The organism is Microcystis sp. LE19-131.1A (assembly GCF_027532015.1).
Lineage (GTDB): Bacteria > Cyanobacteriota > Cyanobacteriia > Cyanobacteriales > Microcystaceae > Microcystis > Microcystis ichthyoblabe_A.
The window spans coordinates 1-22,054 of the sequence record NZ_JAPZSS010000078.1 but is presented as its reverse complement, the minus strand read 5'-3'; the positions used below and the strand labels follow the sequence as shown (position 1 = coordinate 22,054).

Here is a 22,054-nt window from a genome sequence, read left to right as displayed (position 1 = left end):
GGGAATAGATTGACGCACGATTTATCTATTTGAAAAGATTGGTTACAATTTTGTAAATCTCTCCTAAGGATTTAGCCTGTCTCTTAATACTGCATTACTCAGTTATTATCAATTACAAGTCAGCATCAAATCAGGTTATGCTCGATGATCCGATGTATAGGAGAAACACTGTTTAGTTTTCCTTTCCCCTTGACAAAGTGACATTAATCAGCTACGATAAGAGTCAAACCATTTGTTAAGAAATTATAATGTTAAAAATAGCGGCTAAAAGACTATTAAATTCTTGGGGTTTCGCTCTATATAAGACCAAGTATTTACCCTTTGGGTGTGATTATAAGGAAGATATTAATAGACTCTCTCCCAATTTAAAAGTAGAGATAATCTTTGATGTGGGAGCTAATTTAGGACAATCGGCACTTCACTATCGTCAAAAGTTTCCCCAAGCCAAGATATATTCTTTTGAACCAGTCACCAAAGCCTTCCAAAAACTACAAGCCGCTACCAGCAAAGATACTAACATTTTTTGCTATCAATTAGCTCTTACAGATCGAGATGGACAAGAAGAAATAGTTACCATAGGGACGAAAGGAACCAATTCTTTGAAAGCAAAACCTGATCCCTCTTTATCCCTACAAAATGATCAAACAGTGGAACTATTTACTTTAACAAAATTAGATAGCTTTCTCGAAAATAATCTGGTTAATGTTGAATACATAGACATTTTAAAAATAGACACAGAGGGTTTTGAAATTCCAGTTTTACAAGGAGCATTAAATACTTTAAAAGCGGGAAAAATTCGCTATATATTTGCCGAAACTACTCTCCGGAATAAGGATAAAGATCATACTAATTTTTTTGAATTGAAAAAGTTTTTAGAACCTTATAATTTTAATCCAATAGGTTTCTATGATTTAGTTCCGTATTGGGGTGGCGGTAATGCGATAGACTATCTAAATGTTTTATTTAAACGTTGGGATAATCAATCATAATTGAGGAAACTATTACTTAATCTCTTTTAATCTAACTGCACCGTCGATAATTGAGATTTCCTGGGAGCCAATTTGCATGATCGCATCTAATCCCTTGCCGATAATTTTAACTGCTGGGGGACGACTTTTCTGCACGGTCATCAGTAGAAAAAACTCCTCGCTACCCGTGGCTAAAATGCGCTCACCTGTATTAGTTTTCTCGACTCTTAAAGTCACGGGAGTGATAAAAGTTCCCTGCATATTTGCCCGATTTTGAGTGATAATAAAACTACCTAACAAAAGGAGATATTTTTATATTAAACAAGCAAGGGGAAATATCAGGTATTCCAAGAAGAATAATTTCCAAATAAATTGGTAGAATCGGCTGATTTCGCTTTTATCTTCTAAATTTACCCCGCGACTACGCCACCAAAGAAGAACAAGTAGGAGCAGATGGGCGACAATGGCCAGAGGAGAATTAATTCCCGTTATTCCCAAGAGACCGACGACAATCATACCTGCATAACATAGAGAAATTGTCAAGAGGGAAATTGTTAAGATTTTTTCTGGGCCGAGCAGCAGGGTAAAAGTAGTAATTTGGTAAATGCGATCGCCTTCTAGGTCAGGAACATCCTTGAAAATAGCGATCGCAACGGTGAAAACGAGAACAAAAGCGGTTAAAACCCAGACTGAGGGATAGATAGACTGATTTTGATTAATAACTGTGTTGTAGTGGCGAAAAAGACCTAAATTAACGATGACACCCCGGACGGTAAAAATACAGAAGGCTGCCCAGAGGGGAAAGCGTTTTAACCGCACTGGTGGCAAGGAATAGGCAGTGCCGATGAGTAAACTAATCCCCACGGTGATTGACAGCCAAAAACCACCGATAAAAGCCAGTATGATTGCTAAAATACCGCTAAAACCCACGATCAACCCGCCTGTTAACCGAGAAAATTCGCCCTTGGCTAGGGGAAGATGGGGTTTATTGATTTTATCGATGTCGATGTCTTCCAACTGATTTAAACCGACGATATAGACATTACCCGCAAGACAAGCAGTCCAAGTGAGCAATAAAACCGACCAATGGCTAAAAAAATCGCTAATATTGCCTAAAGCAATCAAATACAGACTTAAAACACTTAAAGAAGTGCCGATAATCGTATGGGGACGGGAAAATTTCCAGAGACTCCCTAACCGGTCGAGAAAGTTAGGCCGGGGATGGTTAACTGGAAGAAAAGGAGCTTGATTCATAAAAAAAAATCAATCCTAGGACAAGTAATCTGTTAAAATAATAATCCAGACTCAAACCCTGTGGAGAGGTGGCAGAGTGGTTGAATGCGGCAGACTCGAAATCTGCTTTAGGGTCACACCTAACGTGGGTTCAAATCCCACCCTCTCCGTGGAACTTATAACTTAGTGCTGTCGTTAAGGAGCTTAAGGGATGTAGCGTTGTCCTGGGTGGTTTCCGCAAGAGCAAAAGCTTTTCTCATCTCCTTAACTTCTTCACTTTTTCATGGCCAGGGTCAAACCATCACCAATAGGAATAATACTGATATTGACCCGTTCATCCTGCTGAATTTTGGCATTAAGGGAACGGATAATTTTGGTGCGATTATCATTGCTATCGGCCGTCGCTACCCGTCCTGACCAAAAAACATTATCAATAGCGATAATTCCGCCGCTTCTGACCAATTGTAACGCCTGTTCGTAGTAGCAATCATAATTACTTTTATCGGCATCGATAAAGACAAAATCAAAACTATTACTTTCTCCCCCGGCGATTAATTGATCTAACGTCTCCAGGGCCGGGGCAATTCTTAAATCGATTTTATCAGCGACACCGGCCTGCTGCCAATAACGGCGGGCTATACTGGTATATTCTTCGCTCAGATCACAGGCGATGAGCTTGCCTTGCGGGGGTAAAGCTAAGGCTACCACTAGCGCACTATAACCGGTAAAAACCCCTATTTCTAGGGCTTTTTTCGCCCCGATCGCCTGTACCAAAAAAGCCATAAACTGACCTTGTTCGGGGGCAATCTGCATGACTGCCAGGGGTTGAGAGGCAGTTTCTTGACGTAATTGAGCTAAAATCGGAGATTCTCGCAGACAGATAGATTGATAATAGGAATAAAATTGTCGATCGAGTCCAAGAGTTTGATTGGCCATAAAAAAATTCCTAGTGGATGGATTTATCGGGTAAAATTCTGGGTAATCTGAAGCTAGAGAGAGCGCATTGGTTGACCAAAAAGGAAGACTTGGCAGGAAGCAAATCATGATGAAACCCGACTGGGATCATTTCTTTAACGAAGATCTCGAACAGTTGTTAGAGAGTTTAGAAGACAAAGACACCGACGGTGACGAGACCCTAGACGAACTTAGCTTTTTATTTGAGCAGACTTCCCCGCCAGCGGCGAGGTATGGGGCTTCTCTTGACCAAACCCTGTCTTTCTTGCCCTTAGAACCGGAATTAGCAGAACTTTTTAGCGATAGCATCAATTGGGAAGAAACCGCCACTAATGATCTTCATTCTACCCGTGGGATCGATCCCAAGTCAGAACCAGAAGATGGGGATTATCTGGAATCGCTGCTGCTAGAAAATGCAACAGTCCAGGACTCAGAAGCAATTATAACCATCAGCAACCCGAATTTTTACGACAGCCTCGAAGACTTAGAAGCTTTTCTGGAAAAACCCACTCCACCAGCGCAATCGCCACTGCCGGACATCTTTGAATCCCTAGAGGTCCTCCTCTCGGAATCCACAGCAGGGGAGCCGCTGGCCGCGACAGAACCTCTCCAACGGTTAGAATCACTGGAAATTGCCACGGAAAGCTCCCCAGAGCCTGAATTCAAGGATTTAGAAAAACTCCTCGAAGAAACCAATCCACCGGTCGGGTTAAATAACCTGCGTCCCCTTGTTGGTAAAGCTTTTGAACAGACGATGCGGGTGCCGATCAAACAATTGGACAACCTCAGCAATCTGATCGGGGAACTGGTGGTTAAACGCAATCGCCTTGAACAGGAACAGGATCGCCTGCGTCTCTTTTTAGATAATTTGCTAACCTGCGTCCAAAATCTCAGCGATGTGGGCGTTCGGATGCAGGATCTCTATGAAAGAAGCCTCCTAGAAGGGGCTTTACTGGCTAGTCGCAATGCTGGCGGTGCCATCGGTTATGGTGGAGTTCAGGGAAAAAATCAGGGCAATTCGACTATGACTGGGGAACTAGATGCCCTAGAAATCGACCGTTTTACCGATTTCCACTTATTATCCCAAGAGATGATCGAATTGATCGTGCGAGTGCGAGAATCGGCCTCTGATCTTCAATTTGTCGTCGATGAAACCGATCAGGTGACGCGCAGTCTGCGACAGGCTACCACCCAACTACAGGAAGGGATGACCAAATCGCGCATGGTTCCCTTTAGTCAAACTGCCGATCATCTACCCCGGGCAATTCACGATATTTCCCTGAAACTGCACAAACAAGCCAAATTAAAAGTGGAAGGAGGGGGTGTTCTCATCGATCAGATGATCCTCGAAAATCTCAATAGTCCCATGATCCATCTGGTCAACAATGCGATCACCCACGGCATTGAATCACCCGAAGAACGCCTGGCCAAAGGCAAACCTGTCCACGGTACGATCTCGGTCCGGGCATTCCTACAGGGCAATCAAACCGTGATCACCGTTAGTGATGATGGGGCCGGTATTGATGTTAATCTGGTTAAACTTAAGGCGATCGAAAAAGGCCTGATCAGCGATCGGGAAGCTCAAAACCTCAGTACCCAAGAAGTCTATGAAATTCTTTTTCATCCCGGTTTTAGTACCAAAGATCAGGCCGATGATTTTGCCGGTCGTGGGGTGGGTTTAGATGTGGTGCGTACCAGTTTAATCGATGTGCGCGGGACGATTACTATTGACTCGGTACTGGGCCAAGGAACCACTTTTACCCTCCGTTTACCCCTAACCCTGAGTATCTGTAAGGCCCTCTGTTGTGTTAGTAATCATGCTCGCATCGGTTTCTCCATGGACGGAGTGGAAGATGTGAGGGATTTCCGGGCCAGGGATATCCAAATGGATCGGGAGGGACGGCGCTGCGTTTTCTGGCAAAACACTTTACTACCTTTCCAACCCTTGAGCGATTTGCTTTCCTACAATCGACAACTTAGTCGCGGTAGTTTTTACACCGGCAAACAGAGGAAGGACTCTTTTGCGATCGTGATCCTGCGCGGTGGTAATAATCTCCTGGCGGTACAGGTGGATCAAGTGATCGGGGAACAGGAGATCGTGATCAAACAGATCGAAGGACCGATTCCGAAAACGGCTGGGATTGCTGGGGCGACGGTTTTAGGCGATGGTACGGTGATGCCCGTCGGCGATGTGTTAGAGTTGATCGACATCGCCAGCGGTCGTCTGCGTATCGATAACGGTGGTCTTTGGCGCCAATCCGTACCGCCTGTAGATGTGGAAATTAGCCAAAAATCCGAGGCTATGGTTCTGATTGTCGATGATTCGATTACTGTTCGGGAATTGCTCTCTTTAAGCTTTAGTAAAACTGGTTATCGTGTGGAACAAGCTCGGGATGGTCAAGAAGCTTGGGAAAAATTACGCGGTGGTTTGCCCTGTGATATCGTTTTTTGTGATATCGAGATGCCCCGCATGAATGGCCTGGAATTACTGTCTAATTTGCAAAAATACCCCCGATTAGCGACGATTCCCGTGGCTTTGTTGACTTCCCGAGGCTCGGAACGTCATCGTCAGGTGGCGGCGAAATTAGGGGCCAGTGGTTATTTTACCAAGCCCTACACGGAAATAGATTTACTCTCGGCAGCTGAAAGAATGATTGCGGGGGAAGTATTACTAGCTAATAGTATTAAAGCGACCTCTAATCAGCTTTCATCCTCCGATACAACGATTATTGATAGTGATTCCGCTAATTTGTTAGCACAATCGAGTCCTCTCGTCTTGATTGTCGATGATTCGTTAATAGTGCGGGAAATGTTAGCGATTTCTTTGGTTAAAGCTGGTTATCGCATTGAACAGGCCCAGGACGGTTTAGAAGCATGGGAAAAATTACAGGCCGGATTAGCTTGTGATCTGATTCTCTGCGATATCGAAATGCCTCGCCTGAATGGGTTAGAATTACTCTCTCGTCTGCAAGAGGATGAACAACTTCAGGGGATACCAGTGGCGATAATTGCCTACCAAGGGACGCAAAAAATGCAGCATCTTGCCGCCGCTAAAGGGGCAAAAGGTTATTTTGTCAAGCCCTATATTGAGGATGTTTTACTTTCAGCAGCCCAACGTTTAATCGCTGGTGAGGTATTAATCCAGAAAGAAAGTTCCGTGGATTAGCTGAGGTTAAGTAGCTGGTTATAATCAAATTTAAAATGGATTTTAGGTTCGATCCCCCCTGCTCCCTAGGGTTGTTTCATTTAAATTAAGTACAACTGATGCTAAATCCAGTTATTAAAAACTGATTATTTATTCTCCGTTTTGCCTGAGTGCCTCTCTTGATATGTAGTCCATACTCAACGGATTTAGTATGATAAGCATTTCAGGGCTCAGGAAGAAAGTATGGGGAAAATAGGCCAGCAATTCTAAATTTGCCCTGTAATAAGGCTTTTGGGAGTTAGTTCGCATAATACGGGGTAAAATTCAATGGGATGGCGAATTTCATTTCACGAGTCTTCGGGCTTTTGACGTGATAGTACACCCAAAGTTGCGCCAAAAATCCCCCTTTAAAATGTTCTTTAAATCCCTAAAAGGCTTGCTGTGTCTAAAACTGAGAATTGCTGAGGATTTTGCCGATAGCTTGCAGATGTTCTTGTAATTGCAGTTCTTCTTGAGCATTCATGATGCCTACATCTGGTATGGTTAGTTTAGGACTAATTATCCTCTATCTCCCTCTTCCTAGCCATCAGTATTTATACTCATTACATATCTGGGATGCTCCCCGTTGAACAAGCAATTTCCGATAGTGATAGGTCAAGAATCCCCCGTCACAGCGCAGCTTGACGGTGGGAGTATGTCAACTATTCTGATTGTTATTTGTGGGGCAACTGCCACAGGAAAATCCAGTTTAGCCCTACAATTGGCCGAAAAGTTTAATTCAGTAATTCTCAGTGCCGATTCCCGACAAATCTATCGAGAATTTAATATTGGTACTGCTAAACCTAGCTTAGAAGAATGTCAGCGGATTCCCCATTATCTAATTGATATTTGTGATCCTCAAGATAATTTTACCCTAGCACAGTACCAAGAACAGGCTGAGAATTTAATCAGCAATCTCCAATATTCTCCTCTGTTTTTGGTCGGTGGTACGGGACTTTATATCAAGTCCATTGTCAAAGGTTTAAAAATACCGAGGGTTTCTCCTCAAGCGGATTTGAGACGGCAATTACAAGCTTTAGGACAATCCTATCTTTATCAAATTCTAATGCAGGTAGATGAAGAGGCCGCTAAAAAAATTCATCCCCATGATCAGGTCAGGACTTTACGCGCTTTAGAGGTTTTTTATGTGACAGGAAAACCTATCTCTAGTCAGCAGGGAGAAAATCCCCCCACTTATCCAATTTTACAAATTGGTTTAGACTGTTCCCCAGAAAGTTTAGACAAGCGGATCACTGTTCGTACTCATCAAATGATCACAAGGGGATTAGTAGCAGAGGTGCAGAATTTGGGGGATAAATACGGTTGGGATTTGCCACTTTTGCAGACTTTGGGTTATGCAGAGATTAAGCAATATCTCCTCGGAGAAGTTTCTTTAGAACAGGCGATCGATCTAATTATCCTCCACACCCGTCAATTTGCCAAACGTCAGCGCACTTGGTTTCGTGCCGATGCTAATATTGTCTGGTTTCCCGTCGATAAAGAAAATTTATTGGAATTGGTGGAACGAAAAATTATTTTGTTTCTTGAGGGGTTGTCAAGGCCCGATATAAAAACACATCATCCTGATTAACGATTAACTGAAAGTTCTCATTTTGATTCAGTTTATTTAAGTGATCATCAATTAGTTCTGGTGAACTAGACCAACCGGGATGACGGCGATCAAGTAGAATATAATTAAATTGATTTAAATCTAGGGATTGGGAACCTTCGATCGCTAATTTGATCATTTTCCGATGGGTAAGATGGGGGGCAATTCTAGAAGTAGTCAAGACACTGTCACTGGTGGTAATTTGGGTAAGAGCTTTTTGGGTGGCGGACCAAGTATCGAGGGAATTTAAATACAGTGACCAAAAATAGCCGTATTTAGCTAGGGCAAAAAAGGCAATAATTGCCCAAGTAATTATCCATTTAGGTTTTTTTAACCAGTTACCATTATGGGCTAAAGTGGCGATAACCGCTAGAAATAAAAAGGGCAAAATTGGCAGGGAATATTGAGTGGTTAAGTTTTTTTGTGGGGCATGATCTGCTAATAAATTTAAAGCGATTGCGGGAATAGCGGCAATTATTGCGGTAGAATAGCGCCAAGATAAACCCCAAACTAAGGGAATAATTAATAGGATGAGGTATTCTAGATTATTGCCAGTAAAGATTTTTCCTAAGACAAGATCGGGTTTGAGGAAAAGATTAAAGATAATTGCTGGCAAACTATCTCCTAGATAACTATATCGAGAATCAGCCATTTCAATAACTGCAGATTTTCCTGTCAGGAGAGGGATTAATAATTTCGTGGTGATAATAAACCAAAGAATGCCGCTAATCATGGCAATTATTCCGGGGATTTTTTTCTTTTCCCAGAGAAGTAACCAGATACCCATTCCCAACAATGTTAAAGAGAGAATTGCTTTACAACCGAGAATAATAATAATTCCTAGACAAAATCCCCAGAGATTATTTAATCTTGCCGCTAAAACCGTCCAAAAAATGGCTGGCACTGCGATAACTTCTGGATGAAAATCAAAGAGATTAACGTTAAAAATCAGGGGATAGAGCAGATAAACTAAGGCTAATGTATAAGCTTGTTTTTCTTTTAATCCCGCTTGTATTGCCAATTGCCAGAGGGGAAAAACGGCAAGGGAAAGGGAAAAAGCTTGTAAGAAAAGCAGCCAATAAACGCTAGGATAAATTTTATAAAGTAAGGCTATAGGATAGAGAATAAAAGCGATATGATCGCCTAAGATATGGTAGCCAACAAAAGATATAATCGGTGGTTTAGCTTGAGAAATTAAGTAAACTCCCTGATCGAACCAACCAAGATCAAGAGCATTAGATTGAAATAAAATATGTCTGATAGCACTGCAAATAAACAGGATTATTGTAGCGCAACCAATTAACCAAAATAAATCATTCTTTTTGTGCATAATCGTTAAATTTTACTGGGATTTTTCGGGATTATTACGACAATACTGCCAAGTATCTCTAAAATAAGAAGCAACTTCAGTAAACCATGCTTTAAAAATATTTCTGTTCTCACTGGTGACGATAACCCCATTAATAAACTCTTGCCATTGGGGATCATTAGCGGGAAGAATGAAACCATAATAATCACAATTTAAAGGATTGCGGGGGATAAGTTGATAATCTTGTTCTAAGGATAAACCGAGAATGACAGCTTCTCCAATTAGCAGAATACCATCACTAGCAAAAGCATCTATTCTATTCCTTCTTAAACTTTGAATACCTCGCAGTCTTCCCGTCACTCCTTGAAATTCTTGATAGGTAGCAAGAGGATATTTTTGTCTTAATAATTCTTGAGTGGTGGTATCTCGCAAAACTCCAATACTTATACCTTCTAAGGACGAAGAAAAGTCAAAATTTTTCTGATTATCACTCCGAACTAAAAACTGAGTTCCCGTGACAAAAAAAGGACGAGAAAAACTGACACCATTAGGTATAGTTTTTCTGATACTATTAGGACCACACTCGAAATCAACGGTTTTATTTTCCAATAACTGGAAGCGATTAAATAAAGTCGATTTATAAATTTTTACACTGATTATTTGGAGGTTTAATTTTTGCTTAAGTTCCTCTCTAAGCAATTGGATAAAATCTAAGCACAATCCCTGCAAATTATTATTACTATCTCGATAGCCAAACGGAATGGCATCTTCTCTCATCGCTACTTCTAATAATCCCGTGCGTTTAATTTTTTCTAGCACTGTTTCAGATTTAGCTGGGAGAGTAGCAAAAACATTAGATAAAATAACGAGAGTAAGAATGATTAATTTCATGGTTTTTGCCGAGATTATTTAAGATTTGTTATGGACTTGATCCCACTGATCTAAAATGTCTTTGAATAATAATTCATCTAACCATGTTTTTACTACCACTGTCAAAGGTAAAGCCAATAATAAACCTAAGATGCCAAACATTTGAGCGAAGAAAATTTGAGCGATTAGGGTAATCGCCGGTAGTAAAGATACCTGTTTAGCCATGACAGTGGGTGTCAATAAATAACTTTCGACATTTTGGATAATAAAATAGAGAATCAGAATAGCGACAATTTTCCAAGGTGCATCGATAACAGCAATGAGGATCGGAAAAATCACACTAGCAGTCGGTCCGATATTAGGGATAAAATTGAGCAATCCTGCTAGGATAGCATGAACGAGAACTAGATTAATTTGTAGAACCAAAAGACCGAACCCACTTAATAATCCTACCATAGTTGAACTAATGGCAATTCCCAACAACCAATTACCTAAACCCGCTTCCGATAGGGTAAGAATTTCCTCAGCACGACGACGATAGAAGTTAGGAAATAATTTTAAGAAAGCTTGTCGATAGGGTTGGGGGTTGGCTAACATCATCATTGCTAACACCAGCACGAATAATAATTGCAAAATTGCCGCAACCGAGTTAGAAAAGAAAGTAAAAAAGTTACTAAAAACAAAAGTTCCTAAAGGTTGTAACTGCTGGACTAAATCAGTTAAATTAGGCAGGGATGGCAACCAATCAAATTGAAATTGTTGTCGCCATTGAATCGAGTTATTGCGGACTAAATTCCAAGCTTGCGGTAAAAGTTCAATTAATTTTTGAAACTGTTCGATAAAGGGGGGAACAATAATTATAAAAAATAAAATCGCAATTCCCAGACTCGTCAGCAGGGTAATTAAAATAGCCAAACCCCTTTTAATACCTAATCTCTGCAATCCTTTCACACATCTATTTAAGGCTACGGTAAACACGATCGCCATAAAAATCAATAATAACAGCTGTCGAATCTGCCACAATACATAAAGAGCCATTATTAAACAGATAAACCCCAACCACTGACCAAATTTCACGACCTTAATTTATCCTATCGGGACAAATTTTATCATACAGCAGTCCGCCGTCAGTGGTCAGGATTCAGGATTCAGTCTTCGGGAGATTATTTTTATTTATTCTCTCCATCTCCCCATTCCCCCATTCCCCCCACTTCCCCACTTCCCACTTCCCCACCTCCCACTTCCCACTTCCCTTTCAAATCAGCAACGCCTTGGCTTCTCCAGGATGATATTCTAGGAGTTAATCTTTATGTAAATCCGTTGTCACAGAGGGAGCTAACTCATGCAAGTAAATAATCTCGGCTTTATCGCTAGTATCCTATTCGTCCTAGTCCCCACCGTTTTCCTCTTGATTCTGTTTATCCAAACCAGAGAGGAAACCGAGGGTTAAATTCCTTCCCTATCCAGGGTAAGTGCATCTTAACAAGCCTTGACAAAATGAACTTTATGTGAGTTGCTTACCCAGAGAGCGATTCAGGCATATTTGAGGAGAATTGGCCATCTCAATTGTTAGGCAAAAATCGACCCATTTGGTCGATTTCCTAACTATTTTGATTGACTGGTATCACTTGAAATGCCCATGCGGATCACAAAATTGGCCAATTGTCAATAGCGTTTGAGATGCTCTCACCCTGCTTCCCTATCCCTATTCTTCCTAAAAACCCCGGTGATTTCTGGAAGTCATGCGGGGTTTTTCCCTTGAATTAGGGGAAAATACCAGTTTCGTCACCTGATCCTCAATCCGCTGAGTATAGGCTACTTATGAGGACAAGCACTTATGCAAGAGGCAAGAGGCAAAAGGGTGAATAAATAAAGTGATTTCTGATCAAGAAGATACCTGATAAGTAGTTGGAAAAAAGTAAAGTTAACTGTGGGGTAAGGAGTCGGTCGTCGGTCGTCAGTAAGAATTACGGCAATTTACATTTCTTAAGATAGACAACAGAATTTATGTCCGACTACTTAGTAACCATAATTGAGAAAGTTTGTGCTGCTTAAATAAAGAGGTTTTGACAACCAAATTAAAGCATATCTAAAGAGTTTTGAGTTAAAAGTTAAACTTCAGGTTTTCATTCAGAACCAATTCACTAATTAACTAATTTTTCCCAAAAAATTAGTTAACTCGCCATTATAACATATAAGTAGGTAGGCGTTAAAAGTTGTCATACACCCCCCTTATCAAGGGGGGCAGGGGGGATCCCCCCGCCCATCGGCACCCCCCTTATCAAGGGGGGCAGGGGGGATCGAACCTAAAATCCATTTTTAATTTAATTATAACCAGCTACTTAACTAATTTGCAAGAGTTCTAATTTATAATTCATAATTCCCACTCCCAACTCCGGCTCTCCCTTTTGCTGAAGAAAAACCCCACGGTTATAGAAATCTTGGCGGAAAAGTCTCTACAACCAGGTTTTTCTAGGAATATTAGGAAAGGAGATTGCCGCGACTACCGTTAGGAAGAATAGTTTCTTCAAGGGAAGCGGAAAGAAGATTATTTTCGGTTAAAATCGCCCCGATTAAATTAGCTCGTTTGAGATTAGCTCGTTTAAGATTGCTTCCCACTAAATAACTCAAGAGTAATCCCGCTTGGTGTAGATTAGCACCGGAAAGGTTAGCGGAGGCTAAATTAGCGCCGAGAAGATTACAACCGGTTAAGTTAGCTTGGCGAAAATTGGCTTTATTCGCGTCAGTTTTGCTTAAATCGGCACCGGTTAAGTTAGCTCCCTCAAAATCACTACAATTGAGGTTAGCTCCCGTCAGATTAGCTCCTTCCAGGTTAGCATAACGTAAATCCGCCCCCCGTAAATCCGCCCCGCGCAAATCGGCATAGCTGAGGTCGGCGTATTGAAGGTGGCAGTTTTCCAGATTAGCTTGATAGAGATAGGCTCGAATTAGGTTAGCCTCTTTTAAGTTAGCGTGGCTAAGATTAGCAGAGCTAAGAATAGCACGAGTGAGAATAGCCCGTTTTAGGTTAGCTTTCTCCGCCATAGCATGGGTTAAAGTGGCTGAGGTGAGATTAGCCGCTTCCAGATTCGCCTTGAACAGTTGAGCAAAAAGTAAGCTACTATGAATTAAACAGGCAGAACTTAAATCAGCCTTTTTCAGAACAGTATTACTCAAAATTGCGCCGCTTAGGTTACTTTGGTGCAAATTTGCCCCAGAAAGAGCGGCTTTAGTCAGGTTAGCATCGATAAGACAAGCTTTGCTTAAATTGACTTCTTCTAGGTCAGCAGCCTTGAAATTAGCGTTAATTAAACAAGCTTCGGTTAAATTGGCTTGTCTTAAGTAACTATGACTTAGGTTAATCTGGTTTAAACACTGTCTCTTTAAATTGACTCCGCTAAGTCTGACTTCCGCAAAGTTGCGTTCACCTCGATTATACAGTTCGATTAGATGTTCACGATCGATTAAGGCATTGCTACTCATAAAATAACTAAATTGTCCTGGAAGGTGATTTCCAGAGAATTGGTTGGGGAAAATTACTGATCATGAAGTCGATCTCTAAGATTAGTACAGGGAGCGACTGGGGATTTTTGCGAATAAATAGAAATTTTCAACCAATTATGGGCTTAAAATCCCTATTGGCAATTACTGAAGCGGGTAAATAACCACAAGAATCGGGGTTCAATACCAAAAACAACCTTTACCTAAACCCGCCACTTGTTACCAGCCAGGTCTAGGCATTAAATTAGAGAAGTCTTGTGCGTCAGTTTTTCTGACTGAATCTACTGCCTCGCCGATGTCTTGACTCGGTATCATACAGTTGAATTTGTTAGGTCTGCTTAGTCAGTCCAGTAGCCAACAGGCTAAAACTCTTAATCACCAGATTTCGGGGACTTTCTAGTTGAGCAATCATAAAACTTCGTAAAAGTCAATCCCTCTTAAGGATAAATCGCCCCATTCTCTTCCCTGAAACCCCAGTTTAACAAGTTTATCAGGTTGTGGTCTGTTTTGGCAAGAGGCGTTAATGGCTTTTCAGTAATTCCCAAGGCAAACGGTAGCACAGAATACAGAATCAGTCTTACTCTTGCCTTTCAAAATCAAGTGAAGGGTTTGAATAGTGGGTTTCGGGGGAATGGAAGTCAAACAACTGAATTTTATGGGGATGCTGAACTATTTCCAGTTAGTTATCGCTGGGATAACTGACCCTCGAAATGCCAGCAATGCCAGCCGCTACAGTCTGAAAGACTCAATATTAGTGGCATTTGCCGAGTTTTTTCGCCAGAATGAATATTTCTAGAATATCAGCGTCAACTTAATATAAGTAGTCGTGCAAAATTAATTTCCTAGTCGAGACAGGAGACTCCGAGACGGGAGACGGGATACAGCTATTAGGGATCGGATTTGAGTTTTCAGTTCACTGTTTACTCACAGCAGAAGTCTGACGGAGTAGTGGCTTAGATGTGTAATTAATTGTGCTTAGATACTTAGCGATCCTAAATCATTTTCAAAAAAGTGATAAGACAATATTGAATGTTTAACTATACCAAAGACAAAATGATTTTTATTTGGGGTTGTAGAAGGCAAATCCTGATTTTTTGCAGAGGAGGGGATCGAGGTTGTCGAGCTTGTCTTTGTAATGGTTGTAGGCTGCTAAGACCTCCTCTTTGGTCGGCTCTAACACGCAGTCGAAGCGACGCAGCACGGTGAAAGGCAAGATGACATCTTGATATTTGCCGCGCTTAAAGGTATCGCGGATCAAATCCGCGATACTCCAAATAAAACTTACCTTGTCACCGAAGTTGTTCATCTGTTAAGACCGCAGTTTCCCCGCGACCAACCCCATTCTTCCACTCCCACGGAAATTTGCGAACCGGGACGGACATCTCCTTTCGATAAGTCTATCAGAGTGACACTGACTGCGGCGAATAAACTGCCCCGATAAATCGGCTGTCCTTTGTTGTTAGTATTTTTAAAACTAAGACTAGAAACTTGGGGAGGTTGACCGGAGCGTGTCCAGCGAATGCGCTCAAAACGTCCATTGATAAATTCTGCTGAATAGGACCAACCGTTATTCATGCGGCCTCGACAAAAAAGCTGTTGTGTGGCTACAGTAGCGGGAATATTGACAGATAAACTCAGAAGGCTGAATGTAGCGAGAGCGATCGGCAAAAATTTCATAAAAGTTGGCACTATAGGGTCAAATAATCCTATTATAAGTTTTTAGTTCGCAAATTTAACTATCGCGGCCGCGGTAAGTTCCGGTTTTTCGAGGTGGGGAACATGACCACAGCGAGGAATCCAGACCAGTTGATTATTGGGTAAGGCCTGCTGAAATATCTTCGCGTCTTTTGTGCCTAAAATTTGATCGTTTTCTCCCCAAATAATCAGCGTTTCTCGGTTTATTTGGCTTAATTTCGGCAAAAATGCCCCATAACCGCCACTTTTGGTAAAGGAGATTAAAGCCGCACTCCAGTGGGGACAATTCAGGTGCAGATTGGCACAGGTGCAAGCATCAACAGTGGCTAAAGTTGCATCAAAATAGGCAGTACGACTGATATTTTGACGCACGCGGGGATTGGCTAAAAAATTAGTTGCCCACTTATCGAGGGGAGAAAACATCAATTTACCCAAGACTGGGGGATTAGCTAGTCCTGCGCTGTCAATCAGGACTAATTTCGCCACTATTTCCGGGTAGGAGAGGGCAAAATCTAGGGCCACTGCACCCCCCATGGAAGCACCGACTAAAATCATCGGTTTAGCGATCGCAGTTTGCCAGAAATGGTAAAGATGGCTTTTAATAGTTTTCGGAGATACTTGTAAATCTGGGTATCGCTCAGTAAAACCAAAGCCGAGCAGATCTATCGCCCAAGTTTCCCTATTTTGGGCGAGTAAAGGTAGTAAACGCCGAAATTCCAGCAGGGAACTATCAAAACCGTGCAGGAGGAGAAAAGGCGGTTGACCTTGCCCTTGTTGACTATAGGTAGTTAGAATCGATCGAGGATAGATGGGGCTATCGATGGCAATTTGTTGGATATTTTCGAGGAGAGCAAGGGAGGTATCTTCACTCAATCCCTCCCTAACAGTGGGTAAAAAGTTGGGATAATTCACGGATGAGGGCGAAAGTTTTCTAGATTTTCCGAGCATCGGTGCTGATTTTAAGCTGTTGACTATCTAAATTACTCGTTAGGACTGTCTATGAGCAGGAGAGCGAGGAGAGAGAGTTTCAGCATTTGTACTAAAATACTCAATAGGCAGTTTAAATGCAGTACAGCTTAACTGATAGCTAAAGGTTATTTTAATAGCTAATTTCGAGGGTGACAGCAGCGCGCAGGGTTTGTTCCCCTCCGATAACTGGGCTACTGGCAGCATCGGCACTCCGAAAAACCGCTTCTGAGCGGGCTATTGGCACGGGATTACTGGTATTACCCACTTGGATAGAAACCGTTTCTTTCGGCACTAAACCGAGGGCTTGTAACACGATTGTAGCCTGTTCTCTAGCTTGTTCCGTGGCTTTGATGAGAGCGGTTCTTTGGGCAGCTGCGATCGCTGACTCTCCAGCAGTAAAACTGACCCCATCGATGCGTGTTGCCCCGACTTTCACCGCTTCATCGATTAAACTCCCCGCTTGGGCTATATCAATCTGAAAACTAATCAAATTAGCCCCGATATAACCGATTAAACGTCTTTGATTGTTGCTGAAGTCGTAATTGGGCTGTAAACTGATGCCAGTGGTTTCCAATTTTTCCACTTGACGGGAACGGAGAAATTTAACCACCGCATCGCTACGATTGGCGGTTTCCTGCTGCACTTTCCCCGCTTCTTTGCCTTGAACTTCTACCCCTAAGCGCACTATTGCTTGAGAAGTGGCGATATTTTCTATTCCTTCTCCCGTCACGGTAATTGTTCTCAATTCTCTTGCGTCTGCGTAACTAGGCATAACTAATCCAGTGTTGATGAGGATAAGGGACAGCAAAAAAGCCAAGCAAAATTTTTTGTAATTCATGAAAAATCTCTAGCGATCGATACTATATTTCGATTCTAGCCTTTTTTTTGGGCAATTGGGTGGAAGATTATCCCTTTTCCGTCACTTTCGCAATATTGGTGACTAAGCTCTGGGGAACTTGAAAAGGGGCCTTTAAGCAATGAGTGTGAAGAACCACAGAGACACAAAGAACACAAAGACCGATCGCTATTATATAAGTTAAACTTGTTACACAAAGAATAAGAGATCCGATTGGTTCGCACACTGGTGCTGTTGATTAAAAAGATAAATTCTCAAAACTTGCTATGATCTAACAAGATTGTTAATGCACTTTCTCGGCTTAATTATCCCCTGCAATGACTCGCCAAATTCACGACCAATTTGCCAAGGAATATTTAGAAGAACTCTTAGCGTCTCTGGGAAAGATTAAAAAGAGCAAGAAAGTCAAGAGTGAAGTCCAAGAAATCGATGTCTGGTTTGAACCAGACAGTTCAGCATCAAGGACTGAATTACCTTTGGGGTTACTCGGTAAAATGGCGGCGACTTGCTGCTTATTTGAACCTTTCCGTAACCCACCCTCCGAGGTAGAGATTCGCAGTTGCATCTCAAAGTTATACGCGGTTCATGGCGAAGTCTTGAGGAAGGCGAAACGGACAAACAAAACTCTAACAGAAGCTGAACTACCAGTTCTCTGGATTTTAACGCCTACTTTTTCAGCGAGAATGATTGAAGAAGTCGTGGGAATCCCCCCTTCATTCCTACCAGAAGAGGGGATGAAAGAGGAGTGGGGAAAAGGAGTTTATTTTTCCCCTAGCCTGTTCAAAACAGGAATTGTCGCCATCCATCAATTACCAGTCAATGAGGAGACTTTATGGTTGAGGGTGCTAGGGAAAGGAGGGACACAGAAACGAGCAGTAGAAGAATTAGTGCAATTGCCTGAAGGTAATCCCTTCCAAGAGAATTTACTGGAAATTCTGGCCAACTGGCGCAAGAATTTAGAATTGAGAGATAATTTAAGTGCAGAAGAACAGGAGGACATCATGAACTTATCACCAGCTTATCTAAAGCAACGAGAAGAGTGGAAATTAGAAGGAAAGCAAGAAGGCACTTTAGAGGGACAACTTTCCCTGATAGCCAGTCTTCTGGAAGGACGCTTTGGCAGCCTAGATGCAGAATTATCTGGTCTGGTGGAACGGATTGCCCAACTTCCCATCTCCGAACGCACCGGTTTACTTCTTTCTCTGGCTAATTTATCTCGCTCAGAACTTTTGGAAAGATTCAGGGAAAATTAAACTTTCAATCCCAATCTCAAAAACAGACAATTAAAATTACCGATGAACAATCATTCTTAAATGTCCTGCTTATTTTGCTAGACTAAAGAAGTCCCAATTCTTGATTAGCCTGAGATAGGAAGGATTATGGTCAATCAAATCAGCATTGTCATCTCCAAGAATCCCGACGGATATTCACTCAAATCTCCTGAACTGGCAGCAATTGATTACCAGGATAGCTCTCTAGAAGGCGTTTTAAATCGACTGAAAGATGCCCTGGAAACTCATCTGATGGCTTCTGATATATCTCAAGAGGAGACTGGAGAATCAATTTTAAAGATAGTTGATAGGTTGAATCTGAACTTCCCTGAAGAAGAACTTGAGCCACTTCCATCTGACGGTGCAGAAGAACATGACCATTATCTTTATGGGAGTCCCAAGAAAAGGCAATGAAACAAATTTTTGCCGACACTTTCTACTGGGTTGCTTTAATCAATCCCCAAGATAATTGGCATCAACAAGCCAGAGAAGTTACGTCCAGTCTCAAAAACGTTAAACTTGTGACGACGGATGAAGTTTTGGTAGAGCTACTGAATTTTATGTCAGTCCGGGGAGCAAATCGGAAGCGACGTACTGTCGAATTTATCGATAATCTGCTCCAGAATCCCCGCCTTCAAGTCATTCCGCAAAACCGAGAATCATTCCTGCAAGGCTTCGAGTTATACCGCCGCCGTCCAGACAAAGAATATAGCCTGACAGATTGTATTTCAATGACGGTCATGCAGCGCTTAAAAATCAGTCAAGTGTTAACTCACGACAATCATTTTCAGCAAGAGGGTTTCATAATTCTATTTGAATAACAGAGGTAAAATTAAACTTTCAGTCCCCCTAAGCTAGGAAAAACTATGCCCAAGCATTAATAGTAGTTTATCGGCTGAATTATGGACAAATCTCGCTCACGGAACAGTGAACAATCAACAGTCAACTGATAAAAACCCCTCCAATTAATGAAGGGTAATTGTGGGATTTTATTGATGGTATTAGGAGACTTTTGTGGTTTCTTTTTCTGAGGATTTGGATGATTTCAATTGGCGCTTGAGGGTTGAGGCTGCGCCGAGTGTGCCGAGGCCTAGTATGCTTAGGATTGAGGAAGGTTCGGGAATAGGCTTACCGCTGGGAGTCACTGTAACACCAGCGCTTAGAAAATTTGTTGCTGTTGTTGGATTAGGAAAATTTCCTACAAGTGTAACAGTTTGTCCAGCTGTTCCACTCAAACTACCTGAGTCTGCATTTGAACTGCTCCCATTTACTGTTACTCTTCCGTTAAAGCCGGGCAAATTCCACTGTACTATAAAGTCTTGTGGGATATCAGAAATTATTAGGTCTGTCCAGTGAAAACTCGGATCTCTTGTCAAATCTGTAGGGGTATTTGGCGGTAAAATGAATGGGTCTGTACTTTTAATAGGCTTTACTTGGTTCCCTAAAGGTATGACTGGACCGCTTGGGACAGGAGTAAGAGGCTGTATGCTGATAGTAGCGGCTTTGACATCTGTCATGCTGGCAAAGATACCCGCTGTAGTGGCAAGAGCAGTTGCAGAAAGAAGTTGTCTAAAAGTTAAAAAGTTCATTTTTTCGTCCAAAATGTATTCCTAAACGGCAGACAATAAAACAATACACATCCCCCCCAGAACTGTATTCTAAGCTACATTTTTATAAATATTTACATTACTCTCCGTCAGGCTTCTTTAGGAACGTTAAGAGCGATCGCCTTCTATCTTTTAGTAGTCAATAATGCCGATGACAAGAGCTAAGTTAAGATTGAAGGGCATTCAGTTGTTAACTCATGTAATTCTTGAGTAGGGCGAAAATATGACGACACTACTTGTACAAGCGACCTCGGCTCCTTTGATGATTGATCTTCCTTGGATTATGCCGATGACGGAGGAGCAATTTTATGAATTTTGTTTAGCCAATCGAGATTTACGCATTGAACGCAGCGCTAGTGGAGAAGTGATCGTTATGCCTCCTGCTTTTTCAGATACGGGTAATCGCAATTTTAATATCGCCGCTCAACTTTGGAACTGGTCAGAACTAGATGGAACGGGGCTTGGGTTTGATTCCAGTGCGGGTTTTACGCTGCCCAATGGTGCGACTCGTTCACCCGATGCTGCTTGGATTAAATTAGAACGCTGGAATGCTTTAACAGAAAAACAAAAAGCCTCTTTTGCCCCCATCTGTCCCGATTTTGTCATTGAATTACGTTCTGCTAGTGATACAGTATCCAGTTTGCAGAAAAAGATGGAGGAATATATTGCCAATGGTACTTTATTGGGTTGGTTAATCGATCGCCAAAATCGCCAAGTCTATATTTATCGTCCCCATCGAGAACCGGAGATTTTAAATGCTCCTGAAACCATTAGTGGTGATCCAGAATTGCCGGGGTTTGTATTAGTAATGGCTAAGATTTGGTGAATGCGATCGCGGCGGACTCCTGTTATGAATTATGAATTATGAATTGGGGAAGTGGGGAGTGGGTTTTTAAAGTTGGATTGGGAGTTAATCATACTGTTAAAAAATGATTTAGTATCAGGGGCGACCGGGATTTTCCCACAACTCGATCGAATGTGTTATCATTCTGGGCAAATAGAGTAAGTCAGCCTAATTCAACCGTGGTCTGTTGAAGCGGAGGAACCGAATTTGGGGCGAATTTCAGTCAATGAAAAGGACATCTCTCAGTCCTAGCCCGTCAGCTAACTTCGTCGGCATTGGGGGAAGACTGAAGAGAAACAGAATAGGAGATATTCCTGCAAATATTCTGGCTCTTTCAGGATTCTTGGTTGGTACTGCTCATTATCTGTACCTCGATCCTTATATAAGGGTAAATAACATGAATATTGCGGCTATTTTAGTCGCTGGGCGTGCCACAGGCAGGCAAGCGAAAGCTTGGCTGTTTAAGGATGTGGTACTGTATCCGGCGATGGGTTTTATCGGTCTGATTACCCTCTGGTGGATGATTGCGACTTTCCGAAGTGAATTGATGCCCAATCCTTGGCAGGCCTTGACTAGCAATCTCGATTATATTCTCCATCCCTTCTATCGTCGCGGTCCGGGCAATCTCGGCATCGGTTGGCTATTGCTGGCCAGTTTGCGACGCGTCTTAATTGGTTTTCTCTTGGGAGCATTAGTGGCTATTCCGGTCGGGTTTCTCATCGGGCTATCCCGGCCAGCTATGCTCATCCTCAATCCGATCATTCAAATTCTACGCCCCGTTTCCCCCCTAGCTTGGCTACCCATCTCTCTGGCCATGTTTGGAGTCGCGGAACCCTCGGCCATTTTTGTGATTTTCATCACCTCCCTCTGGTCAACCATGATTAATACAGCCCTAGGAGTCGGTAGTGTACCCAAAGACTATATCGATGTGGCCAGAGTCCTAGAAATGCCCAAATATCGCCAGATTTTTAAAATTATCCTCCCCGCTAGTTTGCCTTACATTTTTACGGGATTGCGCTTAAGTTTAGGAATTGCTTGGTTAGTCATCGAAAATTTTGGGTCTGAAACCCCGTCGTTCTACGACGGCTTTACTGTTAAATATGAGCATCGTTTACGAAATATATGCTAAAATGTGAGGTATGGAAAAAGCCTATTCGTTTCGATTTTACCCCACACCCGAACAA

At 42.1% G+C, this 22,054-nt stretch carries 23 protein-coding genes, 1 tRNA gene and 1 riboswitch; of the genes, 12 read left to right on the top strand and 12 right to left on the bottom strand.

Annotated elements, in window-relative coordinates:
* Nucleotides 1–248 precede the first annotated feature (248 nt).
* Nucleotides 249–989, top strand: coding sequence for an FkbM family methyltransferase (locus O9323_RS07055; RefSeq protein ID WP_002745875.1), 741 nt, complete (start codon nucleotides 249–251; stop codon nucleotides 987–989).
* Nucleotides 990–1,001: 12 nt separating this feature from the next.
* Here the strand turns inward: O9323_RS07055 and O9323_RS07050 are convergent, their stop codons facing one another.
* Entirely contained in the window at nucleotides 1,002–1,229 is a 228-nt protein-coding gene (locus O9323_RS07050) for a hypothetical protein (protein WP_223210807.1), read from the bottom strand.
* Nucleotides 1,230–1,280: 51 nt separating this feature from the next.
* Nucleotides 1,281–2,222, bottom strand: a complete 942-nt coding sequence (locus tag O9323_RS07045; RefSeq protein WP_069474128.1) for a homogentisate phytyltransferase — start codon at nucleotides 2,220–2,222, stop codon at nucleotides 1,281–1,283.
* 62 nt (nucleotides 2,223–2,284) lie between these two features.
* Between O9323_RS07045 and O9323_RS07040 the strand changes: the two genes are divergently transcribed.
* Nucleotides 2,285–2,371, top strand: a tRNA-Ser gene (locus O9323_RS07040).
* Nucleotides 2,372–2,474: 103 nt separating this feature from the next.
* Here O9323_RS07040 and O9323_RS07035 read toward each other — a convergent pair.
* Nucleotides 2,475–3,137, bottom strand: coding sequence for a class I SAM-dependent methyltransferase (locus O9323_RS07035; protein WP_149107008.1), 663 nt, complete (start codon nucleotides 3,135–3,137; stop codon nucleotides 2,475–2,477).
* Nucleotides 3,138–3,243: 106 nt separating this feature from the next.
* Here O9323_RS07035 and O9323_RS07030 point away from each other — a divergent pair, with 106 nt between their 5' ends.
* Entirely contained in the window at nucleotides 3,244–6,321 is a 3,078-nt protein-coding gene (locus tag O9323_RS07030; protein WP_130758403.1) for a hybrid sensor histidine kinase/response regulator, read from the top strand.
* Nucleotides 6,322–6,994: 673 nt separating this feature from the next.
* Nucleotides 6,995–7,930, top strand: coding sequence for a tRNA (adenosine(37)-N6)-dimethylallyltransferase MiaA (gene miaA, locus O9323_RS07025; RefSeq protein WP_036396432.1), 936 nt, complete (start codon nucleotides 6,995–6,997; stop codon nucleotides 7,928–7,930).
* Here the strand turns inward: miaA and O9323_RS07020 are convergent.
* The 3 genes from O9323_RS07020 to O9323_RS07010 are packed head-to-tail and all read right to left on the bottom strand — an operon-like array spanning nucleotide 7,872 to nucleotide 11,204.
* The gene (locus O9323_RS07020; protein WP_288124880.1) at nucleotides 7,872–9,278 is read right to left on the bottom strand and encodes a DUF2079 domain-containing protein; all 1,407 of its coding nucleotides are present in this window, start codon (nucleotides 9,276–9,278) and stop codon (nucleotides 7,872–7,874) included. The two genes, miaA and O9323_RS07020, sit on opposite strands and share 59 nt — an antisense overlap.
* Nucleotides 9,279–9,290: 12 nt before the next feature.
* Entirely contained in the window at nucleotides 9,291–10,148 is an 858-nt protein-coding gene (locus tag O9323_RS07015) for an amino acid ABC transporter substrate-binding protein (RefSeq protein WP_288124879.1), read from the bottom strand.
* Between the two features lie 18 nt (nucleotides 10,149–10,166).
* Entirely contained in the window at nucleotides 10,167–11,204 is a 1,038-nt protein-coding gene (locus O9323_RS07010) for an AI-2E family transporter (RefSeq protein ID WP_024970428.1), read from the bottom strand.
* Nucleotides 11,205–11,469: 265 nt separating this feature from the next.
* Between O9323_RS07010 and psbM the strand changes: the two genes are divergently transcribed.
* On the top strand, nucleotides 11,470–11,577 hold the full coding sequence (psbM, locus tag O9323_RS07005) for a photosystem II reaction center protein PsbM (protein WP_002745897.1): 108 nt from the start codon (nucleotides 11,470–11,472) through the stop codon (nucleotides 11,575–11,577).
* Nucleotides 11,578–12,608: 1,031 nt separating this feature from the next.
* Here psbM and O9323_RS07000 read toward each other — a convergent pair.
* On the bottom strand, nucleotides 12,609–13,610 hold the full coding sequence (locus tag O9323_RS07000) for a pentapeptide repeat-containing protein (RefSeq protein WP_002737262.1): 1,002 nt from the start codon (nucleotides 13,608–13,610) through the stop codon (nucleotides 12,609–12,611).
* Nucleotides 13,611–14,259: 649 nt separating this feature from the next.
* On the opposite strand from O9323_RS07000, the gene O9323_RS06995 reads away from it, so the two are divergent.
* Nucleotides 14,260–14,424, top strand: coding sequence for a hypothetical protein (locus O9323_RS06995; RefSeq protein WP_176721629.1), 165 nt, complete (start codon nucleotides 14,260–14,262; stop codon nucleotides 14,422–14,424).
* Between the two features lie 264 nt (nucleotides 14,425–14,688).
* Here O9323_RS06995 and O9323_RS06990 read toward each other — a convergent pair whose 3' ends face one another.
* The 4 genes from O9323_RS06990 to O9323_RS06975 form a co-directional block, all read right to left on the bottom strand.
* Nucleotides 14,689–14,934 (bottom strand): type I restriction-modification system subunit M N-terminal domain-containing protein, encoded by a 246-nt coding sequence (locus O9323_RS06990; RefSeq protein ID WP_002752797.1) that lies wholly within the window; start codon nucleotides 14,932–14,934, stop codon nucleotides 14,689–14,691.
* Entirely contained in the window at nucleotides 14,931–15,305 is a 375-nt protein-coding gene (locus O9323_RS06985; protein ID WP_002752795.1) for a hypothetical protein, read from the bottom strand. The genes O9323_RS06990 and O9323_RS06985 overlap by 4 nt, the downstream gene beginning before the upstream one ends.
* 42 nt (nucleotides 15,306–15,347) lie before the next feature.
* The gene (locus tag O9323_RS06980) at nucleotides 15,348–16,271 is read right to left on the bottom strand and encodes an alpha/beta fold hydrolase (RefSeq protein ID WP_002752793.1); all 924 of its coding nucleotides are present in this window, start codon (nucleotides 16,269–16,271) and stop codon (nucleotides 15,348–15,350) included.
* 151 nt (nucleotides 16,272–16,422) lie between these two features.
* Entirely contained in the window at nucleotides 16,423–17,130 is a 708-nt protein-coding gene (locus O9323_RS06975) for an SIMPL domain-containing protein (RefSeq protein ID WP_002752792.1), read from the bottom strand.
* Between the two features lie 335 nt (nucleotides 17,131–17,465).
* Between O9323_RS06975 and O9323_RS06970 the strand changes: the two genes are divergently transcribed.
* The 3 genes from O9323_RS06970 (at nucleotide 17,466) to O9323_RS06960 (ending at nucleotide 19,240) form a co-directional block, all read left to right on the top strand.
* On the top strand, nucleotides 17,466–18,401 hold the full coding sequence (locus O9323_RS06970; RefSeq protein WP_002752791.1) for an RpnC/YadD family protein: 936 nt from the start codon (nucleotides 17,466–17,468) through the stop codon (nucleotides 18,399–18,401).
* 126 nt (nucleotides 18,402–18,527) lie between these two features.
* Complete coding sequence (locus O9323_RS06965; protein WP_002752790.1) at nucleotides 18,528–18,833, top strand: hypothetical protein; 306 nt, start codon at nucleotides 18,528–18,530, stop codon at nucleotides 18,831–18,833.
* Nucleotides 18,830–19,240, top strand: a complete 411-nt coding sequence (locus tag O9323_RS06960) for a type II toxin-antitoxin system VapC family toxin (RefSeq protein ID WP_002752789.1) — start codon at nucleotides 18,830–18,832, stop codon at nucleotides 19,238–19,240. The genes O9323_RS06965 and O9323_RS06960 overlap by 4 nt, the downstream gene beginning before the upstream one ends.
* A gap of 180 nt (nucleotides 19,241–19,420) precedes the next feature.
* On the opposite strand, the gene O9323_RS06955 is transcribed toward O9323_RS06960, so the two are convergent.
* Nucleotides 19,421–20,020: a PEP-CTERM sorting domain-containing protein gene (locus O9323_RS06955; RefSeq protein ID WP_223210806.1), complete on the bottom strand. Its 600-nt coding sequence runs from the start codon at nucleotides 20,018–20,020 to the stop codon at nucleotides 19,421–19,423.
* A gap of 229 nt (nucleotides 20,021–20,249) precedes the next feature.
* Between O9323_RS06955 and O9323_RS06950 the strand changes: the two genes are divergently transcribed.
* The 3 genes from O9323_RS06950 to O9323_RS22570 form a co-directional block, all read left to right on the top strand.
* Nucleotides 20,250–20,852: a Uma2 family endonuclease gene (locus O9323_RS06950; RefSeq protein ID WP_130757739.1), complete on the top strand. Its 603-nt coding sequence runs from the start codon at nucleotides 20,250–20,252 to the stop codon at nucleotides 20,850–20,852.
* A 173-nt stretch (nucleotides 20,853–21,025) separates the two neighbouring features.
* A riboswitch (cyclic di-AMP (ydaO/yuaA leader) is annotated at nucleotides 21,026–21,160 on the top strand.
* 107 nt (nucleotides 21,161–21,267) lie between these two features.
* Nucleotides 21,268–21,999, top strand: a complete 732-nt coding sequence (locus tag O9323_RS06945) for an ABC transporter permease subunit (protein WP_262382302.1) — start codon at nucleotides 21,268–21,270, stop codon at nucleotides 21,997–21,999.
* 10 nt (nucleotides 22,000–22,009) lie between these two features.
* Nucleotides 22,010–22,054, top strand: a 45-nt coding sequence (locus tag O9323_RS22570) for a helix-turn-helix domain-containing protein (protein ID WP_353737100.1), incomplete at its 3' end; no start/stop codon positions are given.

What these genes read in the sequence shown, in the direction of transcription:
- O9323_RS07055 (WP_002745875.1), top strand. Translation starts at nt 249, where the DNA reads ATGTTAAAAATAGCGGCTAAAAGACTATTAAATTCTTGGGGTTTCGCT.
- O9323_RS07050 (WP_223210807.1), bottom strand. Translation starts at nt 1,229, where the DNA reads ATGCAGGGAACTTTTATCACTCCCGTGACTTTAAGAGTCGAGAAAACT.
- O9323_RS07045 (WP_069474128.1), bottom strand. Translation starts at nt 2,222, where the DNA reads ATGAATCAAGCTCCTTTTCTTCCAGTTAACCATCCCCGGCCTAACTTT.
- O9323_RS07035 (WP_149107008.1), bottom strand. Translation starts at nt 3,137, where the DNA reads ATGGCCAATCAAACTCTTGGACTCGATCGACAATTTTATTCCTATTAT.
- O9323_RS07030 (WP_130758403.1), top strand. Translation starts at nt 3,244, where the DNA reads ATGATGAAACCCGACTGGGATCATTTCTTTAACGAAGATCTCGAACAG.
- miaA (WP_036396432.1), top strand. Translation starts at nt 6,995, where the DNA reads ATGTCAACTATTCTGATTGTTATTTGTGGGGCAACTGCCACAGGAAAA.
- O9323_RS07020 (WP_288124880.1), bottom strand. Translation starts at nt 9,278, where the DNA reads ATGCACAAAAAGAATGATTTATTTTGGTTAATTGGTTGCGCTACAATA.
- O9323_RS07015 (WP_288124879.1), bottom strand. Translation starts at nt 10,148, where the DNA reads ATGAAATTAATCATTCTTACTCTCGTTATTTTATCTAATGTTTTTGCT.
- psbM (WP_002745897.1), top strand. Translation starts at nt 11,470, where the DNA reads ATGCAAGTAAATAATCTCGGCTTTATCGCTAGTATCCTATTCGTCCTA.
- O9323_RS07000 (WP_002737262.1), bottom strand. Translation starts at nt 13,610, where the DNA reads ATGAGTAGCAATGCCTTAATCGATCGTGAACATCTAATCGAACTGTAT.
- O9323_RS06995 (WP_176721629.1), top strand. Translation starts at nt 14,260, where the DNA reads ATGGAAGTCAAACAACTGAATTTTATGGGGATGCTGAACTATTTCCAG.
- O9323_RS06990 (WP_002752797.1), bottom strand. Translation starts at nt 14,934, where the DNA reads ATGAACAACTTCGGTGACAAGGTAAGTTTTATTTGGAGTATCGCGGAT.
- O9323_RS06985 (WP_002752795.1), bottom strand. Translation starts at nt 15,305, where the DNA reads ATGAAATTTTTGCCGATCGCTCTCGCTACATTCAGCCTTCTGAGTTTA.
- O9323_RS06980 (WP_002752793.1), bottom strand. Translation starts at nt 16,271, where the DNA reads ATGCTCGGAAAATCTAGAAAACTTTCGCCCTCATCCGTGAATTATCCC.
- O9323_RS06975 (WP_002752792.1), bottom strand. Translation starts at nt 17,130, where the DNA reads ATGAATTACAAAAAATTTTGCTTGGCTTTTTTGCTGTCCCTTATCCTC.
- O9323_RS06970 (WP_002752791.1), top strand. Translation starts at nt 17,466, where the DNA reads ATGACTCGCCAAATTCACGACCAATTTGCCAAGGAATATTTAGAAGAA.
- O9323_RS06965 (WP_002752790.1), top strand. Translation starts at nt 18,528, where the DNA reads ATGGTCAATCAAATCAGCATTGTCATCTCCAAGAATCCCGACGGATAT.
- O9323_RS06960 (WP_002752789.1), top strand. Translation starts at nt 18,830, where the DNA reads ATGAAACAAATTTTTGCCGACACTTTCTACTGGGTTGCTTTAATCAAT.
- O9323_RS06950 (WP_130757739.1), top strand. Translation starts at nt 20,250, where the DNA reads ATGACGACACTACTTGTACAAGCGACCTCGGCTCCTTTGATGATTGAT.
- O9323_RS06945 (WP_262382302.1), top strand. Translation starts at nt 21,268, where the DNA reads ATGAATATTGCGGCTATTTTAGTCGCTGGGCGTGCCACAGGCAGGCAA.